A 13,721-nucleotide genomic window follows, 5' to 3' on the forward strand; every position below is an offset into this window, starting at 1 on the left:
ACAGTGGATGCTGACGTAGCATGCCCCGGGTGATCCGCTCATGAGGCCGACCATCGCCGCCGACACCCTGCGCCGGACCCTCACCCAGTACCTCACCACCACCTTCGGCCTAACCGACGAAGGCGTACGCCAAGGGCTGGAGGGCTTCCTCTCCCATCCGGAGCAGGGCATCTTCCGCGGGCCGTACCTGCGGATCCGCACCCCCTTCCGCACGGCGGAGGGCGGCTGGCGGGCGGGCCTGGACTGGGCGCCGGCCGATTTCACCCCCTGGTCGCACCAGGCGCGCGCGTTCGCCCGGCTGTCGACGAGGGGTAGGGCGGCCGAGCCGACGTTGATCACCACCGGCACCGGTTCCGGCAAGACCGAGTCGTTCCTGATCCCGGTGCTGGACCACTGCCGCCGCCAGCGGCAGCAGGGCAGGGCAGGGATCAAGGCGATCCTGCTCTATCCGATGAACGCCCTCGCGACCGACCAGACGCAGCGCATCAACGAACTGCTCACCGATCCGGCGCTCGCCGGCGTCACCGCCGGCCTCTACATCGGCGACGTCGCGAAGATCGAGTACCGGCACGTGTTCACCAAGCGCTCCGAGATGCGGCGCACCCCGCCGGACATCCTGATCACCAACTACAAGATGCTGGACCTGCTGCTCCAGCGCGCCGACGACCTGCCGCTGTGGCAGGACGCCGCACCGGCGTACGTGGTGCTCGACGAGTTCCACACCTACGACGGCGCGCAGGGCACCGACGTGGCGATGCTGCTGCGCCGCCTCGCCGCCGCGCTCGGGCTCGACGAGCCGGGCCGCCCGCTCGGGCCGATTTGCCCGGTGGCCACCTCCGCGACCCTCGGCGAGGGCGGCGGACGGGACGGCCGGGCCGCGATCCGCGAGGTCGCCGAGCAGGTCTTCGGTGTCGCCTTCGACGCCGCGTCCCTGGTCGGGGAGGACCGCTACGCCTCGGGCGAGTTCATCAGCCACCAGGACTTCAGCCTGCCGCTGCCCACCCCCGAGCAGATCGTCGCCGTCGACGGCCGCGACCCGCAGCGGATGATGGCCGAGGTGGCCGAGTTGGTGCTCGGCGAGGCGTGCCTGTTCGACCCGGCCCGCCTCGGCGGGCTGCTGCGGCGCCATCCCCTGACCAAGGCGGTGCTCGACTCCCTCGGCTCGGCGCCGCGCACCCTCGACGAGATCATCGAGGTGCTGCCCCGCAAGAACGCCACCGGGTGGGGCAGCGCCATGAAGACCCGCCCCGAGATCACCGCACGGGCCCTCGCCCGCTTCGTCGGCCTGCTGTCGGTGGCCCGTAACCCGGACGACCCCGACCGGCCGCTGCTCAACATCGAGACCCACCTGTGGGTCCGGGCCGTCTCCCGGCTGCTGCGCGGCGCCTCCCACCAGGCGGCCTTCGGCTGGTACGGCGAGGCACCCCGCGAGCTGGACCCGTACGCCGCCGAAGCCGACCTCGTGGTGGCCGACACCCGCCACCCTCGGCTGCCGGCCGTCTACTGCCGGCACTGCGGCCGGTCCGGCTGGATGGCGCTGTCGCCCGAAAAGGACCCGCAGGAACTGGAGACCGACCCCGACAAGATCTACCGGGCCAGCGTGGGCCGCGACAAGCGCCGCGTCCGCGCGCTGATCGCGGCCACCGACGACGAGGTACGACAGCGTTCGGCCGGCCTGCTGGTGCTGGAGTACGGCCGCCGCGTGCGCCCCTTCGACCCGCAGAAGGACCGGGAGCACAGCGACGACGCGATCGTGGTGCTCGGCGACCTCACCGCCGTCGACGCGGCGGAGAAGGACCGCTGCCCGTCCTGCGAGCTGGACCACGGCATCCGCTTCCTCGGCGCCGGCCTCGCCACCCTCGCCTCGGTGGCGATCACCCAGCTCTTCACCGGCGGCGAACTCGACGAGGCCGAGAAGAAGACCCTGCTGTTCAACGACTCCGTACAGGACGCCGCGCACCGCGCCGGCTTCGTCGCCAACCGGTCGTACGCGTTCAGCCTGCGGTCCCTGCTCGCCGACCAGCTCAGCCCGGGGGAGACGATCGGGCTGGACGACCTCGTCGTACGGATGATCGAGGCGGCGGCCGAGCCGGCCGTCCTTTCCACAGTCGTGCCGCCCGACCTGCACGACCAGCCGGGTGTCGACAGCCTGCTCGCCGGGGAACACAACGGCAGCCGGGAGACCTGGACGCTGATCGCCGAGCGCCTCGTCTTCGCCACCGTGATGGAAACCGGCCTGCGCTCCCGTCAGGGCCGCACCCTGGAGCTGACCCGTAGCATGGCCGTCCAGGTCACCCTCGACGACCCGGCCGCCGCGGCCGCGATCTGCCGGGACGTGCACCTCACGGGCGCCGGTCAGCTCGGGGTAACACCACCCGACGCCGCTCGCTACCTCGCGTTCCTGCGGGGCCTGCTGGAGCGGTTGCGAGCCCGGGGGGCCGTCTACCACGAGTGGCTGGTGCCGTACCTGCGGCGTGGCGGCACCCGGTGGCAGGTCTGGGGTGGCCGGCCCGCCGGCATGCCGGCGTTCCCGAAGGGGCTGTCCGCGCCCGCCTTCCTGCTGGCGACGCCGAAGACCCGCTCGGAGTTCGACGTGCTCACCGCACGGGGAAACTGGTACCAGGACTGGACTTCGCGCTGCCTCGGCCTCGACCCCGGCGACACCGCCGGCTACCTCTCCCGGTTGCTGCCGGCCCTGGCGGCCGCCGGCATCGTCGCCGCCGCCGACACCGACGACGGCAACACGGTGTACGGGGTGCTCCCCGGCCACCTGCGGGTCACCCGGCTCTCCGACGCCGACGCCGTACGCGCCGGTGTCGGCTGCGACACCTGCCACTGGCAGCAGACCGAGCACCCGGACCGGGTGGGCGACTGGATCGGCCAGCCGTGCCGGCAGTACCGCTGTCGGGGTCGGCTGCGCGCCGTGCACGACGACACCGCGCCCGACGACTACTACCGGCGCTTGTACCTGGAGAGCCGGGTCTTCCGGGTGGTCACCGGCGAACACACCGGCATGCTCACCCGCGCCCAGCGGGAGACCGTGGAGCGGCAGTTCCGCGAGGGACGCAGCTACAAGGACCCGAACGTGCTCTCGTGCACGCCCACCCTGGAGATGGGTATCGACATCGGGGCGCTCTCCGCCGTGGTGCTGGCGTCGCTGCCGCACGGGCCGGCCAACTACGTGCAGCGGGCCGGCCGCGCCGGCCGCCGCAGCGGCAACGCGCTCGTGCTCACCCTGGTCGGCCGCTCCGACCGCGACCGCTACTACCTGACCGAGCCGAGGGACATGATCGCCGGGCAGATCGTCCCGCCCGGCTGCTTTCTGTCCGCCGTGGAGATCCTGCGCCGCCAGTACCTCGCCCACCTGATCGACGTGGCCGCCCGGGGCCGGCTGGCCGGGGTGCTGCCGATGCCCCGCCGGGCGCACGTCCTGTTCGGCCCGAGCGGCTGGCTGGCCACCCTCGTCGATGCCGGCCGTCGCGACGGCGTCCGACTGGTGGCGGACTTCCTGGCGCTCTTCGGCGACAAGATCCTGCCCGAGGCCGCCGAGCAGCTTCGCCAGTTCGCGGCCGACGGAATCGTGCACCGGGCCAAGGAAGCCAGTGAGGCATGGGAGGCCCATCTGTCCGACCTGCGGCGCCGGCTGCGGGAGATCGCGGCGGCACGGGGCACCCTGGTGGCCAGCGACCCGGACCACGCCCGTGAGATCAGGATGCTGAAGGCGGAGGAGTTCGCCGTCCGCCGGCGGCTGCGGGAGGTCGGTGGCGCCGCCGCACACGGCACCCTCGTCGAGTTCGGTCTGCTGCCCAACTACGCCCTCATCGACACCCGCACCGATCTCGAGGCCACCCTCACCTGGGAGGAGCAGATCGACGGGGATCGCCGCTTCCACAGCGAGTTGCGGGAGTACGCCCGCCCCGCCCGCCAGGCCCTCGTCGAGATCGCCCCCGGCAACAGCTACTACGTGCGCGGCTACCAACACGAGATCTCCGGACTCGACGTGGGCCCGGTCGACCGGCCCGCGTACGAGCAGTGGCGGGTCTGCGCCCAGTGCGGTCACGTCCGCACCCACCTCGCCAAGGAGGACACCAGCCCCTGTCCGCGCTGCGACGACCGGGGCATCGCCGACCACGGCCGCTTGTTCCAGGTGCTCCGGCCGACCAGGGTCTACAGCCGGGACAAGCGCGACGACGCGCGGATCCGCGACGACAGCGACGACCGGAACCGCCGCTTCTACGCCAGCACCATCGCGGTCGACATCGACCCGGCCAGGGTCGACTCGTCCTGGCGGCACGCCCACGACACCTTCGGCGTGGACTACACCCGGCATGCCATGATCCGCCACTTCAACCTCGGCGCCCAGCGTTACGACCGGGCGGCGGAACTGTTCGCCGGTGCCGAGGTGCGGATCAACCGGTTCCACACCTGCACCTCGTGCGGGGGCACCACCGTGGACGGTCTCCCGACGGCGGGCCAGCAGCTCGCCGCCCAGGCCTCCGGCGCGACCGTCGGGCCAGGCGCCGAGCATCACCGGCCCTGGTGTGCGTACCGGCGCTCGGCGGCGACGCCGGACACCCACGTGGACCTGATCCTGGCCCACGAGTTGGAGACCGAGGCGCTGCGCATCCTGATCCCCGCCGCCACCGCCCTGGTGCAGGAGCGGCTGCTGTCCTTCGCCGCCGCCGTCCGCCTCGGCATCGCCGCGAAGTACGGCGGCGAGCCCGCCCACCTGGAGACCGTCGCGGCCACGATGCCCGACGGGCAGAGCGACGGCACCCGCAACTTCGTGGTCGTCTACGACACCCAGCCGCAGGGCACGGGATACCTGCACCGCCTCGCCAGGTCGCAGGAGTTCCGTACCGTGCTGGAGCTGGCCCGACAACGGATCGCCGACTGCGACTGCCGGCACGAGGCGAAGCCGGTGTGTCACCGCTGCCTGCTGCGCTACGCCCGCAACGAACACTTCGCCCTGATGAGCCGGGACGAGGCGCTGGGCATGCTCGACAAGCTCCTCGACACGTGGGACGTCGAGGAAGGCACCCGCACCGACGAGATCTCGCTGATCCACCAGGTGGAGAGCGAGCTGGAGTTGCAGTTCCTGACCAAGCTACTGGCCCTCGGCGAGACGCCGGGCTCCGGGCTGCGCATCGACCGGCGCCGGGATCACGACGGCGCCCGGATCGCCGACCTGCGCTTCGTCAGCGACGGCGGGCGGAAACTCACGCACTGGCAGATGAAGCTGCAGAACACGGTGCGGGGCACGCGACCCGACGTGCATTTCACCCGCCTCGACGCGCCGTCGCCCGAGGTGGCGGTCTACCTCGACGGGTTCAAATACCACGCCACCGCCCAACACAACCGGCTCGCCGACGACGCCGAGAAGCGGGCCCGGCTGCGGGCGCACGGTTACCTGGTCTTCGCTGCCACCTGGGATGACGTCAAGACCTGGGGAAGCACGGAGGGACACGGCCGGTGGGTGCCGTACGGCGGTGTCTGCAAGCAGGCAGCCCGTGACAACTACCGGAGGTTCCTTCCCGGTGCCGACCCGGACGAGCTCGAGGACACCGTCTGGGTCAACCCCGTCGACCAGCTGATGCGCTTCCTCGCCGATCCGGACCTGACCCGCTGGCAGCGGCGGGCGGAAGCGGCGGTCTGGGGCATGCTGAAGCAGGCCGAGCAGAACAGCGGCACCGATTCCAGCGGAGTGGCGCAGCGGCTGCTGGCCGCGTTGCGCGGAGAGCCGATGCCGGCGACCACCGCGCGCCACATCATGGTCGCCCGTTCCCGGGACAACGCGGACTGCCCGATGACCGTCGTCGTCGACGGGCGCAGCAGGCCGTTGCCGACCTTCTCGGCGCTCACCGTGATCGACGACCGGCCCGCGGCGGTCGCCGGCGACGGGCACAAGAAGCGCTGGGCCGCGTGGCTGACCTGGGGCAACGTCATCCAGTTCCTCACCGGGGGCGGCGGCGACGCCGGCCAGCTCGCGCTCTCCGCCCTGGACGCCTTCGATCCCGCCTCCATGGCCGTCACCGAAGGCACCGGACTCGCCCTGACGCGGCGCGCGTTGCCGCTCGACGAGGAGACGGCCACCTGGCTCGGCGTCGCGTCCCAACCGGCGACGACCCGATCCGACCCGGTCGACGACGAGTCGCCCTGGCGCGAGGTGGTGCAGTACATGGACCGCGACGAGACCACGCTGGAGCTTCTCGTGCGGCAGCTCGCGCAACAGAACCTCCCTGCGCCGATCGTCGGTTACGAACTGGGCGACCAGGCGTGGCCCGCCGAGCTCGCCTGGCCAGATCGACGCATCGCCGTCGTCCTCACCGGTCCGCCCGGCGACCCGGAGGCAGCAGACCGGGACCGGGCGTACGCCGAGGCGGGTTGGCACGCGCGGACCGCGCGGGAATGGTCGGTCGAGGAGTTGGTGGCGCAGCTTGCCGCGAACGGGGGAGAGAGCCGATGAACACCGGAGCCACGCTGCGGATGCTGGACCGCGCCGACAAGGAGGTCATGAAGCTCACCCGCGCCGACATCGGCGCGGTCTACGAATTCATGCACAAGTTCCGGCACAACCCGGACAACCCCGGCCTCAGCCTCAAGTCGCTCAACGGCGACTCCCGGCTGATGTCCGCCCGCGTCAACAGGGACTACCGCGCGCTGCTCCTGCACATCGCCGAGCGGGACTACCTGCTCGTCGCGGTCAAGCACCGTGGCGAGGTGTACGACGACCTGTCGCGCTACGCGTACCGGATCAACCGGGTGACCGGCGGCATCGAGGTCGTCGACCTGGCACCGGTCGGCGACAGCATCGTCGGCCGGGTCGTGCCCCCCGAGGTTGAGCCGGAGCCCACGCGGAAGCCCCTCTTCGACGCCTACACCGACGCACAGTTGCTGGAGTTGGGCGTCTCCGAGCCACTGCTGCCGCAGATCCGCGAACTCACCGGCGAGACCGAACTGCTGGAGCTGCTCGACCGGGCACCCCAGCTCACCACCGACGTGCTCTTCGCCCTCTTCGACGGCACGCCCTACGACGAGGTGCTCAAGCAGGTCACCGACCCGGTACGAGCCGACGACCCGGTCGACCCGGACGACTTCGAGGCGGCGGTGCAACGTCCCGCCACGCAGGTCACCTCGGACGACGAGGCGTTGCAGGCGATCATCGGCGAGGCCTTCGAGCGGTGGCAGATCTTCCTGCACCCCACGCAGCGCAAGCTGGTGGAAAAGCAGTACAAGGGCCCTGCCCGGGTCGGTGGCGGACCCGGCACCGGGAAGACGATCGTCGCGCTGCACCGGGTGGCGCACCTCGCCCGGCAGTTGCCGCCCGGGACGGACCGACCGATCCTGCTCACCACCTTCAACCGCAACCTCGCCGCCGACCTGCGTACCCGGCTGCTCGCCCTCGGCGGGCAGGAACTGGTGGCCCGGGTCGACATCGTCAACATCGACCGGCTGGCAAGCCGCGTGGTGACCGAGGCGAAGGCGGGCGGCAGCCGGCGGGTCGTCGACGACAACCGGGTCCCCGATCTGTGGAGCGAGTTCCTGATCGAGACCGGAGCGTCCGGCTGGGACGCGGAGTTCCTCGCCGCCGAGTGGACCCAGGTGATCCTCGGCCAGGTGCTCAACTCGCGCACCGACTACTTCAAGGCCCGTCGCCCCAACCGCGGTCGCAGCCTGACCCGCGTTGAACGCGACCAGATCTGGCAGCTGACCGAGCGCTTCACCACCTGGCTCGAGGGACAGGGCGTCTGGACCTGGCACCAGGTGGCCCAGCGGGCTGCCCGCCTCGAGATGGACCGGGCCGCGTCCGGCGACAGCGCCCCCGGCGGCGGATCCTCCGGCGGATTCCATCGTCCGCGTTACCGGCACATCGTCGTCGACGAGGCGCAGGACCTCGGTGCCGCGCACTGGAAGATGTTGCGCGCCATGGTCGTTCCCGGCCCGGACGACATGTTCCTCACCGGCGACACGCACCAGCGGATCTACGAGAACCATGTGACGCTGAGCAGCCTGGGCGTCAACATCCGCGGCCGATCGTCCCGACTGACCCTGAGCTACCGCACCACCCGGCAGATCCTGGCCGACGCCCTTCAGATCATGACGGGCGAGGTGTACGACGACCTGGACGGCGGTGAGGAGGACCTGGCCGGCTACCGCTCGCTGCTGCGCGGAGCACACCCGGTCTTTCGCGGCGCACCGACCTGGTCGCAGGAAAGGGACCTCATCGCCGAGCAACTGCGCGACTGGGGCGGCCCGACCGACGGCTCCGTGGCGATCTGCGTGCCAACGAGGGAATTCGCTGTGGACGTCATCAGTCGGCTGGAGGCCGACGGGGTGCCGGCGGTGGAGATCGGGCCCGACGGCCCGAAGCGGAGCGATGGCGTCCACGTCGGCACCATGCACCGGTTCAAGGGGCTCGAATACCAGCGCATGATCATTGCCGGGGTCAGCGACGGCCTCGTGCCCCGGCAGATGATCAGCCGGTACCGGGACACCGACCCGAAGCGCTACCAGCGTGAGCGCCAGCGGGACCGTTCTTTGCTCTTCGTCGCCGCCACCCGTCCCCGCGACCAGTTGGCGGTGTTCTGGCACGGTACGCCTAGCCCGTTCCTCACCAGCCGGCTCGTACAGCGACGACTACCGTGATCATCGGGTTCGTTGAGGCGGGGACGGAGCAGGTGACTACGGGGAGGCGTTCGTGCAGGTGGGGGACCGCATCGGGGGCCGCTACGAGCTGACCTACCCAATCGGGCGCGGCGGGATGGGGCAGGTCTGGGCCGGCCTCGACGAGCGACTCGACCGGCCGGTGGCCATCAAGTTCCTCCGGAAGCTGGAGATACCGCAGGACGAGCGGGAGACTGCCGTCAAGCGGTTCCGGCGCGAGGCGAAAGCGACGGCCCGCCTCGAGCACCCTGGCGTGCCCGCCGTGCACGACCTCGGTGAGCACGGCGAAGATCTCTACCTCGTCATGCAGTTGGTCCGTGGGATCGTCCTCGCCGACCACATCGCGGAGCAGGGACAGCTCTCCGTGGCCGAGGCGGCGTCGGTCGCCGCGCAGATCTGTGGCGTGCTCTCGGCCGCCCACGCGGCATCGCTCGTGCACCGCGACCTCAAGCCCCAGAACGTCATGATCGCGCCGTCGGGCGTGGTGAAGGTTCTGGACTTCGGGGTGGCCGCGCTGCTCGGCACGGCCGATACCTCCCGCCTCACCGCCACCGGCCGCACACTTGGCACACCGGCCTACCTTGCGCCCGAGCAGGCCGCAGGCGATCCGGTCGGACCGGCCGCCGACCTCTACGCACTGGGCTGCATCCTTTTCGAGATGCTCGCCGGAAAACCGCCGTACGAGGCCGCGAACACCCTCGACATGCTGCGCCGGCACCTGCACTCGCCGATCCCGATCGTCACCGAGCACCGCTCGGACGTGCCGGACGACCTGGCCCACCTCCTGTTCTGCCTCCTCGCCAAGGAGCCTACGGAGCGGCCGGCGTCGGCCGTCGAGGTCGAGCAGATCCTGGTGCCCTTCGTCGACGACGGAGGGAAACGGGTTGGAGAGTGGCTCACAAAACTCATCTCCGCCACGTCGAATTCCAGCTCGCAACATGGTGCGACGCGTTCCTGTAACTGCTGAGCGGTCCGGAGAAGAAAAGCGGTTCGGCTCCGATCAATCGCGTTGCCAGACGTTGCGCTGCCCTGCGAAGCGTCACAGGATGACGACAGCACGGCGGCCGGGACCAGTCCTCCCGGACCGGCCACCGTGCTTCCCCACCGCACCCTCGCTGAGCAGCCCGGATGCCGTACCGCTGAGTGAAGCTGCGGTGTTCGGGCGGGGTGGGTCCGCCCGTACGGGGAGGACGGGCGGACCCACCCCTTCCACGACAGGAAGGTAAATGGAGATGAGCATTCGCAATCAGAGGCCGTTTCCGGAAAACGGCGGAACGACCTACCGCTCTCGGGCATACCTCAGCCTGTTGCCGTGGCAGGTGCGCGAGCGCCACTTTCCGCTGACCCGGTTCGGACGCCGTGGCCTGGATCCCGACGACGTCTACGCCTTTCTCGACCGGGTCGCCGTCGACATGGCCGCGCTGCACGACGCCCTCGCCGAGAGCCGCCGCGAGACCGCACGGATCAAGCTGGCGCTGCGTGCCTGGCAGTCCGACCAGGCCGGCACCGACCGGGTCCGAACCCGATGACCCGGCGGTACGTGATCCACCTGCCGGTCGTCGCCGCCGACCTGCCCGCCGCGCAGCGCCTGGCCCGGGTCGTCGGCCGGTGGATGTCCGTGCTGCCGACGACCGACCCGGGGGAGACCACCGTCTCCGAGGAGGACCGGCAGTTCCTCCGGCACCGGGTCTTCTGCGACGTGCGGCTGCCGGGTGGTCGGCGCTGCGTGCTCCGCGACGGCCACGACGGCGAGTGCTCCCGCAGCTTGCGTCGGTGAGGGCGGACGAGCGCTGGCTGCGGTTGCTTGTCCGTCCTGCAACCCAGCGAAAACCAGGCTTCCGGCCCGCCCGTCGAAGTACTCAACGGTGTACCGGCCTGAAAGCTCGGTGGCCATACGTCCGCCATGACCCGCACCCGTGCGCGTGGCGCCGACGAGTGACGGGAAGCCGGGACGGCGCCGGTTCGCTCTCACGCGAGCGGAGGGAACGGGGCCTGGTGGAATCCGAGGATGCGCATCGCCTCTATGCTGGCCGCACGGAGTTCCTCGATCTGAAGGGTGGGAACCCGATAGTTGTTGGCCCGCACGGAGGCTAGGAAATCCTCGGGAAGACCCACATGGTAGGTGGCCACGTAGAACCGCAGGTCCTCGCGCCAGATCCATTCGCCGTCGGTCATCACCGACGCCCCACCGATGATGAATTTCTCACTGCCTAGAACGTCTGACTCGGCCCCCATCACGTCGATCAGGTCGTGGCCGGCGCGCAGATACTGGATCACCAGAGCGGCGTCCGGTAGTGGCGTGCCGTCCAGATGGTCGTGGATGCTCTCCGCGTAGACCTCAACCGGGTTCGGTCCGAGTTCGCGGAAGAAGCCGACAGTCTTCATCATTGTCTCCTCGGTTCGAAGGTCACCCATGTGCCCCCGTCGGCCACGGTGGGGCGCTCCGGTTCCGCCGCCCACCGGTTCGTGCCCACCCTTTCTGTTGGGGCCACCACGCTGACGCCGAGTTCGTCGGCGACCTGTTGGGCGAGCGGCACGGAGTTGAGCGCCTTCGGGTCGATCGCCCCGGAGTTGCAGGAAACGAGCCGGACGGGCCCTCCGCCGTAGGCAGGGTTCTCCTTGAGCGCCATGACGATCTGTGCCGCACTGGTCGGAACCCCGTTCATGTCATCGCCTGCGGCAGAGACCTTACCGGGGACGAAGAACCCCTTGTCGGTGCCATGTACGACGACATCATGGTGGCCTTCAAGGGGGAGAACCTTCTCCATGTTGCGCATCGTTCTCGCGTCGTACCCAATTACCGTGGAATGGTTCGTGTGATACACCGGGTCGCCCGCGGGCAGGAGCGAGTCTGGTGGTCGCTGCGGTGCGATCGGTCGGTCCTCCGGGTTCGCCCAGTCCCGGCGTCTCCCCATGCGATCGGAGGGGCCTATCCCGGCGATCCGGTTGAGCGCCTGCTTCAGTTTTTCGATCAGGTCGCCGAGCCGCCGGATCTCCGGCATCAGCCGCCGCAGGCTCGCCAGCAGCCCCCGCAGCAGCCGTGCGATCCGCGCCGCCCACGACGCCACCAACGTCGTCACCTGCTCCACCACTAGCGGCGCGGCGAGCCCGCCGGTGACGACCAGTTCGCCGGCGTACACGATGAGCCGGGAGACGCAGGTGGCGATGGCGTCGCGGACCAGTAGCCGGACGGCGGCCACCAGGCCGGCGGCTCCTTCGGTGATGGCGGCGAGGGTGTCGGCGCCCTGGGCCAGCCCGCCGATGGCCTGCTGCTGCTCGGCGGCCCAGGCCCGGTAGGCGGGGCCGGCGCCGCCACCCCAACCTGCGACGTCGGTGCGGACGGCGGCGGCCAGTTCGGCGGCCTCCCTGCGCAGCGATGCGGCGACGTTGCGCCAGGTCTGGGCGTGGGCGGTGATCTGTGCCGGGTCGCCCGCGAGCCAGTCGAGTGCCTCGCTGAGCGGCTTGACGTGCTCGATCAGCCAGGCGATGCCGTACTGGAGCAGCGCGCCGACCGGATCGGAGACGAAGGCGAGGGCGTCCAGGCCGGCGCTGACCACGCCGAGGGTGCCGTCGATCCAGCTGCCGTTGCGGACGCCCTGGGCGATGAGCTCGATGTCCTCGCAGATCCAGATGCCGGCCCAGGCGCTGGGCGGGGTGTGGACGGCCGAGGCGACCAGCGGGTTGGTGGTCACCGGTTGTCCCGTATCCGTTGCAAGGCCTGCTCGGCCCGGGCGTCGGAGGCGCGGTAGCGCTCGGCGCCGGTCCGCAGTCTGTCGGCGGTGTCGCGCACCGAGCCGGCCGCGGTGCCGATGCCCTGGACCAGGGTCTGCTGGAGGCCGTCGAGCACCACCGGCATGATCGCGCAGAGCCGCCCGTACGCCTCGGCACTTAACCGGACGTGCTGGCCGGCCTGGCGGGCGGTGTCGAGGCTGTCGGCGCGGCGGTCGAGGCGTGCGGCGTGGCGGGTCAGGTCGTCGGGGTCGACCTGGATGCCGTCAGCGCCGGGCATCCGGTGTGTCCCGGTCGGGATCCAGCCGGCGGCGGTACGACTCGACCAGCGCCGCCGCGGTCGGATCCTCGTCATCGAGGATGGCCGTGGTCGCCTCGGTGATCCTGTTCAGCAGGTCGGCGTGCGCAGCTCGGGTGGTGTCCAGGATCTGTCGGGCGGTGTGCGTCGCGGAGTGTTGTCGGGTGCGTTCGTCCAGCCGCAGGTCGACCAGCAGGCCCGACGCGTCGACGGTGACCTGGATCGTCCGATCGGCGCTGGTCGCCGTGCCCCTCATCGCCTGCACCCGCGAAGCCAGCTCCTTGGCCTGGGCCGCCCGGTTCGCGATGGACGCTTCCCAGCCGTCGAGTCGGCGCGTTGCCTCGTCCAGCGCGGCCTCGTCCGCCCACATGCCTGACCCTCCCCAGGGCATCGACGCCGACCGGTCGGTGTCGCCGTCACGTTACCAACCGGTGGCGCTGCGTGGTGTGTCGCTGGTGTCGGCCACGGCGGCTGGGCTGCCGGGTGCTCGACGGACCTGCGGTGGCCGGGTCACCGACGGGCTCCCAGTGTGGCGGCGCACCTGCTCGCGGCAGTGCTCCGGCGAGCCGGCCGTCCGAACCACGGCCGACAGGCGGGGAGCGAGGCCACTGTCGATGGCGTTCACCCGGATCAGCGCGTCGGATCAGATCCTGGCAGTCGCGCTTGGTTGCTCCGGTGCTGCCACAGCAGTCGTCGAGCCTCCTTGGTGTCCAGAAGGCGCAGCCCACGTTCCGCCCGGTAGCTGAACACCTCGTCTTCGTTCCACAGCTCCGTCGACAGCACCTCGAACGCCAGAGCGGACCGGGCCTCTCCGATGAGCTCCAGAAGCAGGAACCGGGTCCGATAGTCAGGCTCCTGGCCGTACGTATCGAGTAACTCCTGGACATGCTGTCGAGCGATGTCCAGCAGTAGCCCGAACCCGTCCTCCATCGCCTGCGGATCACGGCTTCGCATCATGGCCAGGGAGCGTCTGAAGTTTCCGGTGGCACTGCGCAGAGCTTGCGCGCGTGCCCGCTCGTAGTCCATCGAT

The 13,721-nt window shown here is 70.6% G+C and carries 10 protein-coding genes; 5 read left to right on the plus strand and 5 right to left on the minus strand.

Going from position 1 to position 13,721, the window contains the following annotated elements; all coding sequences use genetic code 11:
• Nucleotides 1-40: 40 nt before the first annotated feature.
• The 5 genes from V6U77_RS16970 (at nt 41) to V6U77_RS16990 (ending at nt 10,441) form a co-directional block, all read left to right on the plus strand.
• Nucleotides 41-6,466, plus strand: coding sequence for a DEAD/DEAH box helicase (locus V6U77_RS16970; protein WP_334607299.1), 6,426 nt, complete (start codon nt 41-43; stop codon nt 6,464-6,466).
• Nucleotides 6,463-8,646 (plus strand): UvrD-helicase domain-containing protein, encoded by a 2,184-nt coding sequence (locus V6U77_RS16975; protein WP_334607300.1) that lies wholly within the window; start codon nt 6,463-6,465, stop codon nt 8,644-8,646. The genes V6U77_RS16970 and V6U77_RS16975 overlap by 4 nt, the downstream gene beginning before the upstream one ends.
• A gap of 52 nt (nt 8,647-8,698) precedes the next feature.
• Nucleotides 8,699-9,631 (plus strand): serine/threonine-protein kinase, encoded by a 933-nt coding sequence (locus tag V6U77_RS16980; RefSeq protein WP_334607301.1) that lies wholly within the window; start codon nt 8,699-8,701, stop codon nt 9,629-9,631.
• Nucleotides 9,632-9,890: 259 nt separating this feature from the next.
• The gene (locus V6U77_RS16985) at nt 9,891-10,193 is read left to right on the plus strand and encodes a DivIVA domain-containing protein (protein ID WP_334607302.1); all 303 of its coding nucleotides are present in this window, start codon (nt 9,891-9,893) and stop codon (nt 10,191-10,193) included.
• Nucleotides 10,190-10,441 carry a hypothetical protein gene (locus V6U77_RS16990; RefSeq protein ID WP_334607303.1) on the plus strand — a complete coding sequence of 84 codons (252 nt, stop codon included), beginning with the start codon at nt 10,190-10,192 and terminating at the stop codon, nt 10,439-10,441. The genes V6U77_RS16985 and V6U77_RS16990 overlap by 4 nt, the downstream gene beginning before the upstream one ends.
• 191 nt (nt 10,442-10,632) lie before the next feature.
• On the opposite strand, the gene V6U77_RS16995 is transcribed toward V6U77_RS16990, so the two are convergent.
• The 5 genes from V6U77_RS16995 to V6U77_RS17015 form a co-directional block, all read right to left on the minus strand.
• The gene (locus V6U77_RS16995) at nt 10,633-11,049 is read right to left on the minus strand and encodes a hypothetical protein (protein ID WP_334607304.1); all 417 of its coding nucleotides are present in this window, start codon (nt 11,047-11,049) and stop codon (nt 10,633-10,635) included.
• On the minus strand, nt 11,049-12,356 hold the full coding sequence (locus V6U77_RS17000; protein WP_334607305.1) for a WXG100-like domain-containing protein: 1,308 nt from the start codon (nt 12,354-12,356) through the stop codon (nt 11,049-11,051). The genes V6U77_RS16995 and V6U77_RS17000 overlap by 1 nt, the downstream gene beginning before the upstream one ends.
• Nucleotides 12,353-12,673 carry a type VII secretion target gene (locus V6U77_RS17005; RefSeq protein ID WP_334607306.1) on the minus strand — a complete coding sequence of 107 codons (321 nt, stop codon included), beginning with the start codon at nt 12,671-12,673 and terminating at the stop codon, nt 12,353-12,355. Before V6U77_RS17005 ends, V6U77_RS17000 begins: the two co-directional genes overlap by 4 nt.
• On the minus strand, nt 12,660-13,061 hold the full coding sequence (locus V6U77_RS17010; RefSeq protein ID WP_334607307.1) for a YbaB/EbfC family nucleoid-associated protein: 402 nt from the start codon (nt 13,059-13,061) through the stop codon (nt 12,660-12,662). The genes V6U77_RS17005 and V6U77_RS17010 overlap by 14 nt, the downstream gene beginning before the upstream one ends.
• Nucleotides 13,062-13,321: 260 nt before the next feature.
• The gene (locus V6U77_RS17015) at nt 13,322-13,717 is read right to left on the minus strand and encodes a HEAT repeat domain-containing protein (protein WP_334607308.1); all 396 of its coding nucleotides are present in this window, start codon (nt 13,715-13,717) and stop codon (nt 13,322-13,324) included.
• Between the last annotated feature and the right edge of the window lie 4 nt (nt 13,718-13,721).

Origin of the sequence: Micromonospora sp. CPCC 205546 (assembly GCF_036902715.1) — a bacterium.
Classification (GTDB): domain Bacteria; phylum Actinomycetota; class Actinomycetes; order Mycobacteriales; family Micromonosporaceae; genus Micromonospora.